Here is a 20,220-nt window from a genome sequence, read left to right as displayed (position 1 = left end):
GCTTAACTCATCTGCTTAAAAAAGTGCAATAGTTTTTCAAATGCTTTAGCACGATGGCTTATACGATTCTTTTCTTGAGCTGAAAGCTGAGCAAAAGTTCGTGTATAACCGTCAGGAATAAAAATAGGATCATAACCAAAACCATTATCTCCCAAAGTTTTCTCAGCTATAGTGCCTTTAGCAATCCCTTCAAAAGTATAAGTTTTATTTTCCCAGCACAAAGCAATAATAGTCTTGAACTGAGCTTGTCTATTGATCACATTCTCCATATTTTTCAAAAGAAGCTGTACATTCTCAGTATCATTCGTATGTTCCCCTGCATAACGTGCTGAAAATACTCCAGGAGCATTATTAAGAGCAGCTACTTCTAAGCCTGTGTCATCAGCAAATACACTATATCCATACTTTTCATTTATATACTTAGCCTTTAGCAGAGCATTCTCTTCAATAGTAAAAGCTGTTTCAGGAATATCTTCAGTACAATTAATATCATTCAGGCTTAGCACCTCAATAGTTTGAGGTAACAAAGCCTGAATTTCTTTCAATTTATGAGTGTTATGGGTTGCAAAAACTAAAATCATAACAAGTGTTGTTTCAGCTCACGAAGTTTATTTTCCCAAGTTTTAAGAGTTTCTTTTTGATGATTGATATTTTTAATCACATCACGTACTAATGGATTTTTTTCATCTATATTAGCAAAAAAAGCTAAATTATTCTCTAACTGTAACACTTCCAATTTTATTTCATCAATACGGCGTTTTACAAATTGCACCTCATTATTCAGAGAATTTTCATCATCATCATTCATAAGGCGTTCTAACTTATTATTATATTTGATAATTTCAATTTCTTGTTTGCCAAAATTGAGTTTCTTGTAAAGAGCATCTATAATCTTATGAAACTTAATATCTATAGTCTTTTTGGAGTGCCCCTTTGTATCTAAATCATTCCATTGATGCACAAAGTGTTGCAAATTTTCTAACTCTTTTTCACGGTCATCACTCAATTTATATTCTTTAAGTTTATCTAAGAACTCTTTCTTTTGCTCTAAAACATCATTTTCCTTATTTTTCTTTATTTTCTTAGCCTCAGCAAAACTATTAAAGTAAGTATCACAAGCTTTTTTAAATTCTTTCCATATTTTTTCAGTATTCCTTAATGGTACACTACCTATTTCTTTCCACTCTTTCTGAATATTTTTCATTAATACTGTAGTAGCTTCCCAATCAGTACTATTTTGATTTGCCTTTGCTATTTCTACTAAAGCTAATTTTTTAGTAAGATTTTCTTGTTGTTCTTTTTTGAGATCTTTATAGAACTGGTTTTTCTTCTTATTAAAAGTACGCAAAGCTACGTTAAAAGATTTCCAAATTTCATCTGATTGTTGTTGAGATACCTTTCCTATATTAATAAAAGCTTGTCGCAGTTCATCAACTTGGTCTGATAATTGTTTCCAAACATTGTGGGAAGTAGCTTCTTTTTCAGTAATAGCAATAATTTGTCTTATAATATCTTGTTTTTTATTTGCATTTTCCTCATACACTTTATCTAAGTTTTTAAGGTAGTACTGGCGTTTGTCATGTATTTGTTTAGTAAGCTCACTAAAACGTTGCCAAATAGGCTCCCTATATTCTTTATCTACAGGCCCTATTTCCTCCTTCCAAACTCTATGTAACACTTGTAGTTCACGTGAGGCTATAAGAGCATCTACATTATCTCTTGCAAGCTCTTCAGCTCGTTGTATGATTTTCTGTTTCTCTTCTAAGTTACGCTTAAAGTCTATATCTCGTAGGTCTTTGCTCAAATGAATGTAATCATAGAAATTTTCAACATGATGACGATAAGTATTCCATAAATCTTCATAATCAGTATTAGCTACTGCCCCTGCTTTGCGCCAACGTTCTTGCAACTGTTGAAATTGCTTAAAAGTAGTACCTATATGTTCTTCAGTATTAATGAGATTTTTAAGTTCTTCAATAATAGTCTTGCGTTTCTCAAGATTTTCTTTATGAGCTTTTTCTATCTCTTTATGATACTGATTTCGTTTATCGCGGTACTGACTAAAAAGAACATAAAATTCCTTATAAAGCGGACTTTCATACTCAAATTCATACTCCAAACCGCCTTCAGCTATATACTCTTCTTTTTTTTCTTCGAGTAAAGCCTCATATTTTCTATCAAATTCCTCACGAATGGCTTCTACAGGTTTTCTGATAGTTTGTATTTTATCAGTCTGAAGTAAGTTCCTTAATTCGTTAGTAAGTGTTTCTAATGACATAGTTTCATAATTTACTGATGAAACTTCTTCAAAAATGTTTTCCTCAATGGGCAAAGTATTTTTTTCCTCTGACATAACTTATGGTTTTATTCTAGCTCTGTGCTATTTCTCTCAATATTGTCATAAAAATATCTATTTCCTCTTCTGTATTAAACACAGAAAATGAAAAACGCAATGATGGATATTGCAGTTGCTCAGCTAGCAAAAAAGCTGATAGTACATGTGACTTTTCTACACTACCGCTTTGGCAAGCACTCCCCTTGGAACAAGCCACTCCTTTCAAATCTAGCTGAAATAACAAAGTATCATTTCTTTGTTTGAATGATGGAAACCCTATATTTACAATAGTATAAGCTCCTTTAGTAAGTTCTCCTGAGTTTCCATTTAGCAAAATATCAGGGAAGTTTTTTTGTATTTCTGTAATAAATTTGTTTTTATAATATTTCAGATAAACAATATTTTTTTCTAACTGTTCATAACTTTTAGTAATTGCTATTTCCATTCCTGCAATATTATGTACTGCTTCTGTACCTGCACGCAACCCTTTTTCTTGCTCACCACCAGTAATAAGACTATGTAAGGTTATTCCTTTTCTAACAAAAGCAAAACCTATACCTTTAGGACCATGAAACTTATGAGCTGAAGCTGTTATAAAATCTATTGGAATTTCTTGTAAATCAATAGGGTAATGCCCCACTGATTGAACTGTATCTGAGTGAAAATAAGCATTATACTTTTTACAAATAGTAGCCACCTCTTTTAATGGTAAAATGTTTCCAATCTCATTATTAATATGCATCAAGCTTACTAATATATTTTTACCAATATATTTTTGTAACAAAACTTGCAAATTATCAAGGCATACTTCCCCTTTTTCAGTAAGTTTTACATATTCAAGTATTATTGAGTGTTCTTTTTGTAATATTTTTAGTGTATTAAATACTGAATGGTGCTCTATAACTGAACTAATAATTACCTCTACATTCAAATAACGTACTGCTCCATTTAAAATAAAATTATTAGCTTCTGTCCCTCCAGATGTAAAAATCAGCTCCGATGGATGTGCTTTAAATTGTTGTGCTATGTTTTTTCTACTACTCTCTATTACTGATTTTGCACTTCTACCAAATGCATGTGTAGCTGAAGGATTCCCATAAGTATTGTTTAACACTTCTGTCATTCTATCAATCACCTCGGGATATAGAGGAGTACTAGCAGCATTATCAAAATAGATTTTCATAGTAATTGAGCTATAATAAAAATAATATCTATTAGGGTTTTACTTGGTCAGATACTTTTTTATTACTAGTGTTTTTGGTTTTTCTAAAGTTTTTATTTCTGTTTGTATTGCTTGCCTTATTGTTATTAGAGTTCTTTTTTTGTTTTGAAAGATATAAACCTATTAAAAGAAAACTTACCACAACTATAGCAGCTATCAAACAAGATTCATCACAAAGTAAATTTTTACTAATAAGAGGTACTATAAAAAGCCCTGCTAATACATACTTCGATACATCTAACAAATAATCTGAAATCCTTTTCTTCATTCTTTATTTCTAAATTTTTGCGGCAAAGATACAATTTTTTATTAAAATGGAAACAATAATGGAAAAACAAATATCATTACAATACCCATTATGATTTGTAGAGGTAAACCTACTTTGATATAATCCATAAAGGTATAACGCCCAGCCGACATAACTAATGCATTGGGTGGAGTAGAAAATGGTGAAGCAAAACACATACTTGCTCCTACTGCTACAGCAAACAAAAAGGCGTGAGGCTGCAAACCTAATGATAAAGCTGTTTTCATTGCTATTGGAGCTAATAATACTGCTGTTGCTGTATTGCTAATGAACATAGTCATTAATGAGGTCGTGAAATATACACCTGCTAATAATACATAGGGACTCTTATCTCCAAAACTACCTACCAAAGCTTGGGAAACCAAAGCTGAAACTCCTGTTTTTTCTAATGCTAATGCCATTGGTAACATACCAGCAATAAGTACAATACTTTCCCAGTTAATAGTTTTATAAGCAGCCTCTATATTACGCAAAGCTCCTGTAATAACCATTAAAAGAGAAGCTATAAGTACTGCTGTTACAGGTGCTACTGGTATAAAATCAAACATCATAGCTACTACCATTCCTATCATTATAAGGGCTGCAATAGGTGCTTTATGAGTAAGTGTTACCTTTGAGGCTTCTGCAAGAGGTTGTCCTAATACTACTAACTGACTGCGTTCAGCATCCATTTTAGCTATATGTTCCCAAGCACCTTGTACTAATAGAATATCGCCAGCATGCATTTTCTCATCTTTTAAATTCTTAAGTATATAAGTATCTTGTCTTTGAATGCCTAAAATATTCAAACCATAATGCTCACGCAGTTTACTTTCACTAATTGGAGTATTTACAAATTTAGAGGCGGGCATTATTAGTACTTCGGCTATTCCAATATCATGAAAGTGCAATTCATTGGACAATTGTTGTTCAGGATGATGAGTATCAAGAAAATTCAATTTATTATCTATATTCATTTGCTCAATAGCCTCAAAATCACCACGTAAATATAGTATATCTCCTTCATAAATAACAGTATCAGCATTTACTACTTCTTGAGTTCCTGTCTTAAAAAAAGGATTGTTAGAAGCAGGCTTCCTTCTTATTTCTAATACTGAAATATGATAGCGTTGTGATAAATTAATCTCTTTCAATGTCATCCCTTTAAATAAAGTATGCTCGCCTACCAATACCCTATACAAATTCTTTGACAATTGGTACTCACCCACCAAATCATTCAGTGATTTTCCTCCTTTGCTTTTATCAGTTTTCCCCTCTCCTTTTTTGGTTAAAAAGATTTTAGTAATAGGTATTAGTACAAACATTCCTACTAATAAACATACTAAACCTACTGGAGTAAATGAAAAAAATGTAAGTTTATCATAACCATTTTTCACCAATTCACCATCAATTATCAAGTTTGGAGGAGTTCCTATCAGGGTCATCATCCCCCCCATACTACTTGCAAAAGCCATAGGCATCAGTAACCGACTACTATTAATACTTCCACTCATAGCCATACTAACTACTATAGGCATCATTAGGGCTACTGTACCAGTATTGCTTACAAAAGCCCCTATAAAGGCCGTTACTAACATCACTAAAACAAGTAACTTAACCTCACTATCACCTGCTAAACGCAATATTTTGCTACTCATCATCTTAGCTAATCCTGTTTGAAAAATAGCTCCCCCTACTACAAACAAACCTATCATCATCACTACTACCTTATCTGAGAAACCTGATAAAGCTTCTTCAGGACTCAAAATATCAAATAGCACCAAAAACACTAAGACACACATTGCAACCAAGTCCGAACGGACTTTGCCGCTCATAAAAAAAAGTGATGATATTAGTAAAATAATAAGTGTTATATACATATTTTTAAAGATCACATTTTAAGAAAGTGTTAAACTTTATGCTACTCCCTATTATTGTAAGTATGCTTTATAATCACCTTCATCAAAAGCTATAGCTACATGTTCCTGTAAAGAAGTAGAAAGTGATATCCCTTTAAAATCAGCTTTAATAGGATATTTTTTGTGATTCCGATTCACTAATACTGCTGTAGTAAGACTTTTTAAAGGAACCTCTAAAAAGTGTTTCACACCATAAATAAGGGTAATACCAGAGTTTAGCACATCATCTACTAATATAACAGCCTTATTTATATAAGCATCTGCAGGTTCTGAAGTAGTAATACCTTCTAAAGGATTTTTCTTGTTCATCATAACTTTACAAAGAGTTACTTTTAGAGGGGCAATAGCGGCTAATACTTCATTAAGTTTTTCAGCAAGAATATAACCATTACCTACAATCCCTGCTAAAACAATCTCTTTTTCAGCAAGATGATTTTCATATATTTGATAAGCAATGCGTCTTATTTTATTCTGAATATCAGTATGATTTAAAATTTGTGTCATTATTCTATATATCATTTCAGACCCCAAAGGTACAACTTATTTTTGAAATAAACAAAAAACCGCATAAATATTTCCATATTTATACGGTTTTATCTCACTTTTCTTTTTTACAAAATTAACATCGCATCACCATAGGAATAGAACTTGTACTTTTGTTCTACCGCCTCTTTGTAAGCTCGCATAATAAGATCATGTCCCACAAATGCAGATACCATCATCAATAAGGTTGATTTAGGAGTATGAAAATTAGTAATCATTGCATTAGCTACACTAAAATCATACGGAGGAAAAATGAATTTATTTGTCCATCCATCAAACGGATTGAGATAACCTTCAGATGATACTGAACTTTCCATCACACGCATTACTGTAGTACCTACTGCACAAACTCTTTTCTTCTTTTCCTTGGCTGTATTTATTATCTGCGCTTGATCAACAGGAATATGAATTTCTTCACTATCCATTTTGTGTTTAGATAAGTCTTCTACCTCTACAGGGTTAAAAGTTCCTAAACCTACGTGTAAAGTTACTTCAGCAAAAGTAATTCCTTTAATTTCCAAGCGTTTCATTAAGTGTTTTGAAAAGTGTAACCCTGCTGTAGGAGCTGCTACGGCACCTTCATGCTTAGCATAAATAGTTTGATAGCGTTCCTCATCTTCAGGTTCCACAGGACGAGAGATATACTTAGGCAAAGGTGTTTGTCCTAATTCAACCAATCGTTGGCGAAACTCTTCATAAGTACCATCATACAAAAAGCGAAGTGTACGTCCACGTGAGGTAGTATTATCAATCACTTCAGCTACTAAATCACCATCACCAAAATAAAGTTTATTACCTATACGTATTTTACGAGCTGGATCTACAAGCACATCCCACAAACGTTGTTCCGCACTAAGTTCTCGCAACAAAAATACTTCTATTTTAGCTCTTGTTTTTTCTTTATTGCCATATAATCGTGCAGGAAATACTTTGGTATTGTTAATCACAAAAACATCACCATCATCAAAATAGTTAATAACATCTTTAAATAACTTGTGTTCTATCTCACCTGTTTTACGATGTATCACCATTAAGCGTGCTTCGTCACGGTTTTCACTTGGGTATTCTGCCAATAGCTCTTTGGGTAGGTCAAAATTGAAGTTTGAAAGTTTCATATATCTTCTTACTTAAGTAAATCATTCTATTACAAATTATAAGCTAATCCTATTGATACATGTCCATATCTGTAATTATCAGCTCCTATATATTCTTTTCTATCTGCTGGCGGAAAATGAAGGTTCAGTCCTGCCATTGTTATTATTTTTTTGTATTTAATATACATTTCTATCAGCCCTCGGGCATTTATACCCTTTGCATCACCCCAATTAAAAGCAGGTCCTAGCCCAAATTGTAAACCATACGTTTTATGCATCCCTCCTAAAATATAAAGCACCGACATCTGCTGTAGTTGGTTGTAAATACCTTTTTGTTCTTTTTGAGGGGCTTGTAAATAGGTATAATCAACTCTAAAACTAAACTTGGAACGAATTCCATATCGGTTAGGATCATAAAAATCTGTCTGTATAAAAGTGTTGATGCAAAAATGATAACCAGATAACTCATTAATTGAGGTTTCGCTGTTATCTTTATTTTTTTGGGTATTAAAAAGGGGTAACTGGGCACCTATTACGAAGTTTTTCTCAAGGGATTGTGCCCACATAGCCACTGAGGCTAAAAGAAATAAGATGGTAATACTTACCTTATTCATTTTGAATAACTATCAAAAAAAGAAAAGTCGGGATGACTGGACTCGAACCAGCGACCACACGCACCCCATACGTGTACGCTACCAACTGCGCCACATCCCGATTTTATTTCGGGCGCAAAAGTATAAAGTATTTTTTAGTCTGCCAAATTTTTCAAGAAAAATATTTTTATACTCTTGCGCTCTCTATATCTCAATTATCACTTTTTCAACCAATTATTTTCAAACTTACAGTTACGGTATTCTCCTTTTATTGCTATATAAGTTTTTTCAATATGTTCTTTCATCCATTTGGTAACAGCTTTAAGCTGTTTTTCTTTCAGTGCCAAATCTTGTATCTTTACATAATCTTTAGTGAAATCAGCTTGATGTTCATCAATACGATTAGTAATTTTATAAATACGATAGCTCTTTTTGCCTGTCCTATCCTCATCAAGGAAAGGTACAGATACTTCATTATCTTTCAAGTCTGATATACGTGCATATAATGAAGGTTCAATACGTGTAAGCTCAAAACGGGATGAAAGGTCTTCAGGGTTAATAAGTTGTCCTCCATCATTACGAGTCTCTTTCTCATCCGAGAAGTTACGCGCCGCTTCATCAAAAGTAAGTTCTTTATCAATTATACGTTGGCGAATTTTAGCTATTTTCTCTTTTGCTTCATTCAAAGCTTCATCAGGTATATCAGGCATTATAAGAATATGACGTACACTCACTTCTTTACCTCGTATCTTTACCATCTGTATAATATGCCAACCAAAACTAGACTCAAAAGGTTTTGATATTTCTCCTTCTTGTAAAGTGAAAGCTACATCTTTAAAAGCCTTATCAAAAGCAGAGTTACGGTTAAAAGTAAGTTCTTGCCCTCCTGTAGCACGATCTTGTGAATAAAGAATTGCTTTAGTAGCAAAACTCATTCCGTTTTTCTCTACATCTTCTTTAATTTCATTCAGTTGGTCTATTACTTTCTGTACAGAACTTTTAGGCGCCACAGGATTCACCACTATTTGAGCAATCTCAAGCTCAGTACCAAAATGCGGACGTTCTTCAGCAGGAATAGCATTAAAGAAGTTACGCACTTCTTCAGGCGTTACCTCAACATCTTTTACAATCTGTTGTTTCATTCTCTGAGCCAGTTGGTTCAGCTTCAAGATATTAAAAAGCTCATCTCGCATTGATTGTTCATCATCTTTCCGATAGAATTCCAACAACTTTTTAATATCACCACCTAACTGAGCTATAAGGTATTCAATACGTTGGTTTACTTGCTCACGTACCTCAGCATCTGTAAGTTTGATACTATCTTGCACTGCTTGGTGTGCATAAAGTTTATCTTCCATCAGCTTGCCCAACATTTGGCAACGGGTAATATTTTTTGTATCTACTTCCTGCTGATTCAAATCAATATATGCCTTATCAATGTCCGATTCCAATATCAAATAATCTCCTACTACAGCAGCTACTCCTTCCACCTTTTTACGATCAGGATTGTTCTGAGCAAAAAGCGGAGTTGCTAATAATAACATCATAAGGACTGTACCAATAGTTTTTTTATTCATAAATATTGTCATTAACGTTTTTAATTCTATCAAAATATATGCCTAAATGGCTTTTATAATCACTTATTTTTAATCACAGCTACTAGCCACCCTATAGCTGGCAATATAAAAAGAACTGTTGCTGCCAGCAAATACTCCTGAAAATGAGCTATAAGTGGATACTGAAACAGTATAGCTCCTCCTTTATAGGTTATTAGGCTTTCTGTAAGCAAAAAAACCAATAAATAAATATATACCCATATTCTCTTTATTGTAAGCTGTTCACTTAAAAATAGTAACATCCCTATAGTTACCACTCCTAAAAAGTTGAAATGCAAATAACTCACCAACAAATCAGTATTTCCAAAAAGTTTCTCTGTAAGTGGTGGTATAACTCCCATACTCATTACCAATACTTTTAGTATAAAAAAGCTGATAAATACAGTAGTTAAGTAACTTTTCTGTTTCTCTTTTATGTACAAATAAGCAATTATTATAAGCGCAGCAAGCCATAATCCTACTGAAATCGCACCTATTACATAGTACATAGGATAACTAAAATACCCCACCCACGAAATAAATAATGTACCTATTATGCCTGCCTGAAAAAGTATAAATATATTTTTTAATAACTTAGGATATAGCTGTGCCCATTTATAACGCTCCACTAATAAACCCATTAAGCTACTCAGCATCCATCCATTGTACTGAAAGTGCAAGAAAAAAGCAATAGCACTCATATACATATCCGAGAATTTCCCATATTTCACTATGGTTACTGGCATTAACCATATTCCTATACTTGATAATACAAGATAGAAAATACCCATACGCACAAATGGGTTATTCTCACTATACTTCAAATAAAATCTCGCAAAATAATAACTGCAGATAATAAATACCGATGAAAAACTGATTGATACCGCTCCATACCCCTGAAAAGGAAAACTAAAAAGCATCCCTAATACCGAAAACTGAGTTATATAGAACAGCCTTTTGTATTTCTTTTCAATTTCAGCAGTAAAAGGAACAAATGTTCGTATCAGCAATGCCAAAAGCAGTGTATATACAAATCCTAAGATAGCTAAGTGTGAATGCGCATGCACTATATAACGATAAGTAAATCCAAAAGGATAATCTACCACAGCTGCCGAGCGCAAAAAAATACCCAAACACACTACTATAACAAAGTACGCAAACCCCCAGCGTATTTCAGTCTTTATATTTTTTCTAATATTCAAAGGTACCATATTCACTTTGTATAGTAAGGCATCTGCTGTCCGAAGCCTCTACCCTACCCACTATTTGGGCTTCTACCCCAAATGATTCAGAAATAGCTATAATATCCTGTGCAATATCCTCATCCACATATAGTTCCATACGATGCCCACAGTTAAATACTTGATACATTTCCTTCCAATCCGTCCCCGATTCTTCTTGTATCAACTTAAAAAGAGGCGGCACACTAAACAGATTGTCCTTTATAATATGAAGGTTCTCTACAAAATGTAATATTTTAGTTTGAGCCCCTCCACTGCAATGTACCATTCCGTGTATCTGGCTATTATCGTATTTTTCTAATATTTTTTTAATGATAGGAGCATAAGTACGCGTAGGTGATAGCACCAATTTTCCTGCATTCAAGGGGCTACCCTCTACCCTATCAGTAAGTTTTTTAGTACCTGCATATACCAGCTCATCAGGCACAGCAGCATCATAACTCTCGGGGTATTTACTTGCCAAAATCTTAGCAAACACATCGTGGCGTGCCGATGTAAGCCCATTACTACCCATACCTCCATTGTATTCCTTCTCATAAGTAGCTTGCCCGTATGACGCCAACCCTACTATTACATTACCTGCCTTAATATTAGCATTATCAATCACCTTATGGCGTGGCATACGTGCCGTAACTGTCGAATCAACAATAATAGTACGCACCAAATCACCTACATCAGCCGTTTCCCCTCCTGTCGAGTGGATATGTACCCCAAAAGTTGAAAGTTCAGCAAGTAACTCTTCCGTTCCATTAATAATAGCCGAAATAACCTCACCAGGAATAAGATTCTTATTACGCCCAATAGTAGACGAAAGCATTATATTATCCACAGCCCCCACACATAGCAGGTCGTCAATATTCATAATAAGAGCATCTTGTGCAATCCCCTTCCATACACTTAGGTCACCCGTCTCCTTCCAGTACATATACGCTAATGCCGATTTAGTACCAGCACCATCCGCATGCATTACAAGGCAATACGCATCATCATTCGTAAGATAATCCGGCACTATTTTGCAGAAGGATTTCGGAAACAATCCTTTATTAATATTTTTAATAGCTTTATGCACTTCATCTTTCGCAGCCGATACACCGCGCTGTGCATAACGTTTGCTTACTTCCATAGTATTATAGTATGAGATGGCAAAAGTACAAAATTATTTTTAATTAGCAAGAAGCTTACCTATCTTTACAACAAAACAAATAAAAAATACACCAAGCCAGCCTATACATCTAACCATCTTACAACCCTCCCCTAAACTGAACGAACGATGAACGAAGGATAAACGAACTATAAACGAAGGATAGTCAGCCAGCCAAGTATGTTATCCACAACTCCCCATATAAAACAAAAAACTGTTTTCTCAACATCTAAAAAATGTATCAAAAACAGTCTCTTATCTATTTTCTATCAGTAAATGTATATCCCTAATAATCAACAAAGCATTGCCATTCAACTATTCATTTTTAATAATGTAAGTTCTGCCCCTATCATTAAATAGTTTATAGTGCAAATTCTTATTACTATACAGCTTCAGGTGAGCAAAAACCTCCATAGTTTCTGTCGGAGTACTGAAATAAGTTGTAAGCAATTTTAGGTTAGAGTTTCTTTCTCTATAATCTTTTATATTAAACGTAACCCCATCTATTACCAAATCATAGTAAAAATCTTTGTTATCATAGCTCGTATATTGCGGTTGTATAGCTTCACTTTGTTCACTTTCACGTTTGGTGAACTTCCCTTCTTCAAAATTCATAAAGCTTTTTACTCTATTTTTGGAAATAAGACCTCGCAGAAAACCATCTTCATCACGTTCTTCATATTTTCTGTTAAAAGGAAGAAAAAAATAGTACCACTCATTGTCTTTGCTAAAAATAACCTTCAAGTCATTTAACTGCCTATTCTCAGGTTCTTTCCTGTATATATAGCCTTCATTTTCAATAAAAAAAGCATCAGTTGTTTGTTTCATTTCTTCAAAAAAAGCTTCACTTTCACTATCATTCCACTCTGCCGATTCTTTTAAAAAAGTTATAGGTTTTGGTACAGTATCACCATCAATAGCCCAAGTAAGGTATTTGTTATTACGCGTGTCAAAGTAACAACTCTTCATCATATCATTTGCGTAATATCCTTCCCTAATGTAGTATTCAGCTATAAGCCCCCCATAAGTATCATATTTATAGAGCCTTTCAGCCCCTTCTACCAAGATAAGCTCATTTTTATCATTCAAGAATACAATACTAGTCGCACTACCATAACCAGGACCATCGCGTTTAGAAAGAAAGCTAATAGTCTTGCCTTGTTTATGATAAGGTATACTACTGAGCAATACTTTATAGTTCTTGTATTTCTTCGGAGTTCTCATATCCGAATAATAATCTATAATAGTATCATGAAAAAAATTAAATAGAAGTATAGCTGTAAATACCAGAAGTCCAAACACCCCCCAACGGGCCCATTTGTAATACACACTAAAGTAAGTAAAAAATAAAAATGCTATAACAATACTAACTCCTATTGCTAAAATAAAAATAAGAATGGCTCCCAATCCACCCTCAACAACAAACATTAGTCCAGAAATTAGCATTATAACCGATATGATAAAAAAAACCACTTTAGCTGGTTTTTCAGGATTTGGTTTTGTACTCATTATAATTGATATTAAAGTTTTTTGAATATTGTTTTTATATACATTAAAGCTATTTCATAAAGAAATAAAGCTAAAAATAACTCCTATATACTCTCTATTTAATAATGTACATTCTTTTTTCAACATTAGTAAATAGTTTGTACTGAAGATTTTTGTTACTATAAATTCTAATCCCCGAAAAATCTTCTAAACTTTCAGTTTTATTACTAAAATAGGATGTAGTTTCTTTCATAATGTAATCATAAGCATAATACCCCCTATATTCCTTTATATGGAAAGTCACATTATCTACAACTACATCTGTATATAAATAGCCTTTATAACTTACATATTTAGGGCGTATCATACCACGTTTATGCGTTTCCTTTACTGTTGCCTTTTTATAAAAACTTTCTATAAGATCTATGTTTTTACCTTTGGAAAGTATTTTACCCCCATAATAATCTTCTTCGTAATAATCAAGAGCTTCAATAGGTATATAAAAATACATCCATTGGTTATTTTTCTGGAAAAAGACTTTAGCACCATCCTTTGCCGATTGAATACTATCATTAGTATTCGTATATTTATTAATTTCGGTAAGATACAAATAATCTGCAGTGTTTAATGTTTTTTCTAAAAATTCCTTACGCTTAGGTGTATCCCAATCATCAGTCTCTTTTAGGTAAGTAATAGGTTTAGAAAGGGTATCGCCATCTATAGCCCAAGTATTATAGTAATTATTATTAATGTTCAAAAAATAATTCCCTACAAATGTAGCCCGCTCATAATTAGTACGAATTGTAAGGCTATCAATAATATTACCCTGAGTATTGTATTTCAGTAAGTATTCTTCACCTCCCTTATCTCTTGAGTATATAAGTTCATTCTTATCATTCAAGAACACAAGGCTATAAAAGCCTTTTTCACGTTCCGAAAGATAACTAATAGTTTTACCATTTTCAGCATAATGTGCTATTTCTTCAAGATATTTATAGTTTTTATACTTATTAGGAAGAGTAATATCCGAATAATAGTCTATTGCTCGCGATTCAATTTCGTTCCAGTAGATTCTTATTAAAAAGGCAGCAGTTATAACCGTTACTACTGCCAACCCCCATCGCGCCCATCGATAGAAGAAACTAAAATATATGAAATATAAAAAGGTAAGTACTACACTAATAGCTATAGCTAAAAAAAAGAGGAAAAGACCAAGATAGCCTTGTTCTATAGCCAAGAAAACAAAAGAGCACACCAATATAATGGCTACAAAAATAAAAATCTTTTTAGCAGATTCTTTAGCAGATGGTTTGGCTTTCATAAATATTCATTATTATGGACACAAAGGTACAAATAATTTGTTAATTAACAAACTTATTAATTAAATTTTTCAGAGTAGCTTTTAGCCCTCTACCTTCGAGTTTCTTTTAAAGGAGAAGTTTTTTTGGAAAGAAAAAGATAAAAGTGAAGAAAATTTTAGGCATTTTCTGCTTTCTTCTATGAACACAGAAAACTCTCTCATTAAGAAAAAATAAAAAAGGCTATCCAATAAATGTTACTTCAAGACAGCCTTTGTTTTATATAAAAATAGTATTATTATTTACCTATACAGAATATGAAGTTTATCTACTAAATATCTGTTTATTAATTAATTATATCATTTTTTGAAGTAAAAAAATGTAAAAACGCAACCAAAATAAAGAAATTAAGGTCAAATAAGGTCAAAAATACTTTGTTTTTGAGCTTTTAAAAAAAGTGGTTTTCATCTCTGTGCAAAGGTACGTGTTCTTTGTATTCTAACAAAATTTTTGTGTTATATTATAAACTTAGAACTTTAAGGAAAGAAGAAAAAGTTGTTAATGATAAAGTAACTCTAATTTTTTTCAATAAGCTAAGAATCTTGTATTTTATAGAATAGTTGTCATTATAAAGATGATTAGATATTTGTAGGAGGCTCCTAATTTTTATATAATGAGATATTCAAAGTCTATCAATATGAATAAATAGAATTAACCCTTAAAATATTGAAAATGACTGAAATTATTAATTTCTAAACTTAAATATTTACCATTGAAAAGTCCAAAAACAACAAAACTATAAGTATCTCCTTTTCCAAAATTAAATTTTTCTTTTGTTTTCTTATCTCCTGTCAAATTTATTCTGAAAATACGTTCATCATTTCCCTTGAATATAAGAGATTTTGCCTTAAACTTCTCTTTTGTCTTACTATTTTCTCTTTCTTCAACTTCAGTTTCTTCAATTTCAGCTTTACCATAGATAACAATATACTTATCTTGATATTCAAGCCTGTTTTTTAACAAGTTAGATATATGAACTCTCTTTATAGTATTTACTTCTTGAACTCTATTTTTGTTATTTATAGATTTTTTAGGTTTATTATTTATTTCTTGTTTACTTATTAGAGATTCATTATTTTGTTTACGAAGTAAGTTTAAAGCATTTCTCATATTCATCTCTATTAGAAACTTTAATCGTTCTTCATCTACTTCCTTTTTACTCTCTATAAGTCTTATAACCTCTTCATTAGATATAAGTTCTTCATAGAAAGAACAACCTTCTGAATGGTTTTCTTTATTATTCACCCTAAAAAAAGTTTTCTTTTGTTGTCTTACAATGTGAACAGGAGCTTCACAACACTCAGGGCAATATATTTTAAAACGATGTAATTCATCTTTATATTGTTGAACTGATATATATTCTCCTGTTTCTTTTATATATGCTGTTTTCATATCTTTGTGTTTAATTATTAAATGTTATTATAGCTCTTTTAGAGCGACTTTCAACAATAGGAGATATTGTTCTATCATTTATTATTTCTTCATAATTTGAAATAAAAGCATCTGATATTTGTTTTGTTATTTCTCCCATCTTAAAAGTTTGATTATGTACAACTATATCTTCTGAGTTATTAGTAAAACATAAATTAAAATCTTCTTTATGTTCTGTATAATCAAAACACTCTGGGTTTAGAGAAACTTTAGGATTTATTTCCTCAATAAAATTATTCTCAAATTTTGCAATAACTATGAGTAATAGCTTATAATTCTGAAAAGTAACATCTTCAATATTAATTCTGGAGAAGCGAAGATTGCCTAATCTTTCAATTTTCTTTAAACTTTCAAAATATGTTAAATAGGCATTATTCTTTTTGTAAATAGGATTTAACCCTTCTAATGATTGTCCTTTAAAAATTCTTTTTGAATCAAAAACTCTCTCTCCCTCTATATAAACAGAAAACGATTGTCCTTCTGAAAAACATTCAATTAATTCAAAAAAAGCTATTTGTTTAGAAACATTATCAATTTTTTCTGATATTGTATAAGTAAATAGTGCTTCTGATTCATCATTTACCAATGGAGATGTTACAATTTCTAATTCACTACCATAGAGCTGAGTTATTACCCTTAGTTTTGTATCAATCTGACTTAATGAAAAAATTTTTATCTCTACATCATTAAATTCTTTCCCATTTTCAAAAATAATATCTACTTGCTTATCAAAAAAAGCTTGTGGAACAATCTTTAGATTTTTAACATCATCAATATCTCTAAAATTAATACCATTTATATTAATATTGAATGCAGTTAAACTTTCTCTATCAATAGTTATTTCTCCTGAAATATCACCTTTATTTATTAAAGCATCTAACTTATGTATTTCTTCGGATGAACTACTGACAGAAAAAGTCATTTTAATCTTTGTGTCCTTACCTTCTATCCCTGTAAGATTTTTTACAATGTTTTTCCCTATTGAAGAATCTACTTCTATTTCAGATTTCAATCCAAAATTACCTATAAACTCAGAATAGATCTCAGAAGAAATATCTTTATTTTCAAAGTTTTTTTTGATATTCTTCTTGAGATATTCTATTAGCTCTTCAAAGAGTTTTTCTCCTGTAAGAGAAATAGGATGTATATTTGCTCTATTTAATTTGATTGACTTGGTGGTAGATATATTAGGAGCTACAAAATAACATTCTTTCCTATTTTCTCCTATTTTCTCTCTTATTTTATTGAAAACGACCTCAACATTGGTATCCTCTAAACTATATCCAATGAATAGAATGCTCTTAGTAGCAATTATTCCTTTGATAACACTCCAAATTGTATTTTGTTCTGTATCTTTGCTAAAAAAATTATTATAATCTGACTCTGTTATAATTATGGAATTAGGAGCTGATAAATCTCCGTGTATTTTAAAAAGATTCACTTTTTTATCATCTATATACGGAGTATGGTCATCAGAGAAAATTATATTTAGTTTATTACTATCATATACTCTCTCAAATAAACTATCATAGTTAGTTGTTATTATATTTCTGAAATGAGGTATTTGAGAAATAACCTTATGCGTTTCTGTTGATAAAAAATTCCCTGCAAAAATTCTTTTTAAAGTTTGGACAATATAGTTTCTATTTCCTTTAAGCACACAAATTTCATCTGCCAAATGAGATAGGTCTGATTCTTTTCCAACTTCTTCTTTTTCTAAAGGAGTTAGACCTTCGTATAGAATCTCCCTAAGCTGCACTCCTGATGGCAAACCAGCATACAAAGACAAGCCAGCTCCTGCCCAAAGAACCACTTCTCCTTTACTTATAGCCTGAAATAGACTTTCTTTATATATATTCTCCATAGATTTACTTGTTTTGTTTAATGATTTCTATATTTACACCTAAGCGTTTTGCAAGAGTTTCCACTTCCTGTTCTTTTTCCTGTTCCTTTTTTAAAGCTTTGTCTTTTGTTTCTACAAATTTCTCATAGTACATCTCTATTAATTTATTTCTTAATATAGGCTCATCTATTAACCTTATAGTTTTTAAAATATTCTCTTTATCGTTGTTATTCTCTTTATCATTACTTATTTTGTTTAGCTTCTCAATAATATTAGTAATTTTTGTTTTAGCAAATTCTCCTATAAGATATTCCATAAAGAAAGAACTTGCTAAAGATGTTGTAATATTAGCTCCAAAAGTTTTGAAATCCATTTCATCACCCAAGAACAGCACATTTTCTTTTGGTATATCTGATAAGATAAAAGGAGAGTGGGTACAAAATAGAATGTTAATCCCTTTTATGTTATCTATATTACCTCCTTTCTTTAGACTATCAAGACGTTCCAAAAGTTCAAATACAAATCTTCTTTGGTATTCAGGGTGAAAATAAAGCTCTATTTCATCAAAAATAATATTGATATACTCATATTTTATTTTTTCCACTTCTGAACTATGTACAGAATTAACATTGAGTATATGATACAATACAGACGGCATTGTATGTAGTAAATGTTGTTCTCCTGAACTCAGTACATTTATATTTGATACTGAATCATTGTTATTTGTATCATTTTTTACATTAATAATAAAACGATAGCAACCAATAGGAATTAACTCATCTTTTTTAAGATTAGAAGCATTAACTTCTTTAATCCTTTTTATAAAGTCATCTATTTTGAGCTTAAAGTGTAATACTCCATCCTCTTTCATCTCCCATTTAGAGCCATTATTCTGTATTAATAGATTAAAACGTATGATATTAAGTACTTGTCTTAATTTTAGAGTAATATGACTTTTATCATCAGCAAGTTTTTCTAAGAACTTTTGAGAAACTTTATTACCTTCAAAAGGAGCTATATCTCTATATTCTTTATAGACTTCTGAAATCTTTTTTACTTTACATAGCACATAATTCATCAACTCTTTAAAATGAGGAATTTTCTTTTCCTCTCCTTCTTCTAAGTAGTAGTTATTACTATCATATAGAACGTTGTATACCTTATTAAAAGTACCATAGTTACTTTTAACTGATATATCCTGTTCTTCTGGTTTATTCTTATTAGTATCTAATTCAAAACAAACTGAATCAATTTCTTTACCGCTGAGAATTGCTTTATTATCAGTTAATAGAATATTGGTTATTAATCTTGTTTGTGCAAGGTGTAATTCTGAATTTACATCTATATTTCCTTCTCTTCTATAAGGATTGATAACTATAGGTGTTTGATAACCATCGTTCTTATGGAATAAATCTGAAACCCAATCACCTAAAATATTTTCATTAAGCCCATATATAGAGTAATTTATGACAATGTTATAAAACTTAAAATCAGTAATAGTTTTGTTATTACTAATATTATAGATTTCTATATTAGAGTGAGACGGAGATAAAAGAATACGATAGTATTCGTCCTCTATCTCATAGAAAATCTGAACATATAGTTCCTTATATATATCTTCTATCTGTTTTTTCTTAAAATTCAGGGCTTCTCTTTTCTGATTTTCAGTTGTATAATTAATTTTTATATTTGTATTTTGATATGAAATAGGAATGTTTTTTTCTACTTCTTTAAAAAATTTAATATCTCCTTCAGTAGGGTATTCAGAAGGTTCTATTTCTTCTATTTCTTTACTAACAGAATCTATATTAGGTAAAATTCCTTTTTTTGAGGCAATCACATAACAAGAAGCATATAAAAGTTCTAACAAACTACTCTTACCGCTCCCATTCTTTCCTACTAATGCAGAAATCTGTATGTCTAACCCTGATTTTTCGTAAAATTTCTCAGGAACAGTGTTGTTGCATTCTATCTTTGAAACCTTTTTATCACCGCCTTCTATTTCTTGATTATTTTCATCAAGAAAAGAGTAATCATTATAAAATTTGTATATCCTATCTTCTTCTAAGTTCTTTAAGAATCTTGCACTACACCCTTTAAGAGGTCTGATGGCTAATAATTTAAAACTCAT

At 31.5% G+C, this 20,220-nt stretch carries 16 protein-coding genes and 1 tRNA gene; all 17 read right to left on the bottom strand.

All coding sequences use genetic code 11. The features are described 5' to 3' along the window. Positions 1-2: 2 nt before the first annotated feature. Positions 3-581, bottom strand: a complete 579-nt coding sequence (locus C4H12_RS03225; protein WP_106097647.1) for a non-canonical purine NTP diphosphatase — start codon at positions 579-581, stop codon at positions 3-5. Continuing rightward, positions 578-2,353, bottom strand: a complete 1,776-nt coding sequence (locus tag C4H12_RS03220) for a DUF349 domain-containing protein (protein WP_106097646.1) — start codon at positions 2,351-2,353, stop codon at positions 578-580. The genes C4H12_RS03225 and C4H12_RS03220 overlap by 4 nt, the downstream gene beginning before the upstream one ends. A 16-nt stretch (positions 2,354-2,369) precedes the next feature. Beyond that, complete coding sequence (locus C4H12_RS03215) at positions 2,370-3,518, bottom strand: cysteine desulfurase family protein (protein ID WP_106097645.1); 1,149 nt, start codon at positions 3,516-3,518, stop codon at positions 2,370-2,372. Between the two features lie 31 nt (positions 3,519-3,549). Beyond that, a complete protein-coding gene (locus C4H12_RS03210) occupies positions 3,550-3,825 on the bottom strand; it encodes a DUF6722 family protein (RefSeq protein ID WP_106097644.1) in 276 nt (91 codons plus the stop codon). 41 nt (positions 3,826-3,866) lie between these two features. Then, the gene (locus tag C4H12_RS03205; RefSeq protein WP_106097643.1) at positions 3,867-5,723 is read right to left on the bottom strand and encodes an SLC13 family permease; all 1,857 of its coding nucleotides are present in this window, start codon (positions 5,721-5,723) and stop codon (positions 3,867-3,869) included. Between the two features lie 51 nt (positions 5,724-5,774). Next, positions 5,775-6,266, bottom strand: a complete 492-nt coding sequence (locus C4H12_RS03200) for a phosphoribosyltransferase family protein (RefSeq protein ID WP_106097642.1) — start codon at positions 6,264-6,266, stop codon at positions 5,775-5,777. Between the two features lie 107 nt (positions 6,267-6,373). Further along, complete coding sequence (queA, locus tag C4H12_RS03195) at positions 6,374-7,420, bottom strand: tRNA preQ1(34) S-adenosylmethionine ribosyltransferase-isomerase QueA (protein ID WP_106097641.1); 1,047 nt, start codon at positions 7,418-7,420, stop codon at positions 6,374-6,376. A gap of 29 nt (positions 7,421-7,449) precedes the next feature. Beyond that, positions 7,450-8,013, bottom strand: coding sequence for a hypothetical protein (locus tag C4H12_RS03190; protein WP_106097640.1), 564 nt, complete (start codon positions 8,011-8,013; stop codon positions 7,450-7,452). A 27-nt stretch (positions 8,014-8,040) separates the two neighbouring features. Then, positions 8,041-8,113: transfer RNA gene (locus tag C4H12_RS03185), tRNA-Pro, on the bottom strand. Between the two features lie 97 nt (positions 8,114-8,210). Then, positions 8,211-9,569 carry a peptidylprolyl isomerase gene (locus tag C4H12_RS03180; protein ID WP_106099413.1) on the bottom strand — a complete coding sequence of 453 codons (1,359 nt, stop codon included), beginning with the start codon at positions 9,567-9,569 and terminating at the stop codon, positions 8,211-8,213. A 59-nt stretch (positions 9,570-9,628) separates the two neighbouring features. After that, a complete protein-coding gene (locus tag C4H12_RS03175; protein WP_106097639.1) occupies positions 9,629-10,798 on the bottom strand; it encodes a hypothetical protein in 1,170 nt (389 codons plus the stop codon). Continuing rightward, a complete protein-coding gene (locus C4H12_RS03170) occupies positions 10,779-11,951 on the bottom strand; it encodes an AIR synthase related protein (RefSeq protein WP_106097638.1) in 1,173 nt (390 codons plus the stop codon). Before C4H12_RS03170 ends, C4H12_RS03175 begins: the two co-directional genes overlap by 20 nt. Before the next feature lie 333 nt (positions 11,952-12,284). Further along, complete coding sequence (locus C4H12_RS03165) at positions 12,285-13,478, bottom strand: hypothetical protein (RefSeq protein ID WP_106097637.1); 1,194 nt, start codon at positions 13,476-13,478, stop codon at positions 12,285-12,287. A 94-nt stretch (positions 13,479-13,572) separates the two neighbouring features. Then, positions 13,573-14,778 carry a hypothetical protein gene (locus C4H12_RS03160; protein ID WP_106097636.1) on the bottom strand — a complete coding sequence of 402 codons (1,206 nt, stop codon included), beginning with the start codon at positions 14,776-14,778 and terminating at the stop codon, positions 13,573-13,575. Between the two features lie 688 nt (positions 14,779-15,466). Next, the gene (locus tag C4H12_RS03155) at positions 15,467-16,207 is read right to left on the bottom strand and encodes a hypothetical protein (RefSeq protein ID WP_106097635.1); all 741 of its coding nucleotides are present in this window, start codon (positions 16,205-16,207) and stop codon (positions 15,467-15,469) included. 10 nt (positions 16,208-16,217) lie between these two features. Beyond that, positions 16,218-18,110: an SIR2 family protein gene (locus C4H12_RS03150; RefSeq protein ID WP_106097634.1), complete on the bottom strand. Its 1,893-nt coding sequence runs from the start codon at positions 18,108-18,110 to the stop codon at positions 16,218-16,220. A 4-nt stretch (positions 18,111-18,114) separates the two neighbouring features. After that, the gene (locus C4H12_RS03145) at positions 18,115-20,220 is read right to left on the bottom strand and encodes an AAA family ATPase (RefSeq protein ID WP_106097633.1); all 2,106 of its coding nucleotides are present in this window, start codon (positions 20,218-20,220) and stop codon (positions 18,115-18,117) included.

The organism is Capnocytophaga sp. oral taxon 878 (genome assembly GCF_002999135.1).
In the GTDB taxonomy this organism is placed as follows: domain Bacteria; phylum Bacteroidota; class Bacteroidia; order Flavobacteriales; family Flavobacteriaceae; genus Capnocytophaga.
The sequence above is the reverse complement of the archived record's forward strand: the minus strand, read 5'-3'. Positions and strand labels throughout refer to the sequence as shown.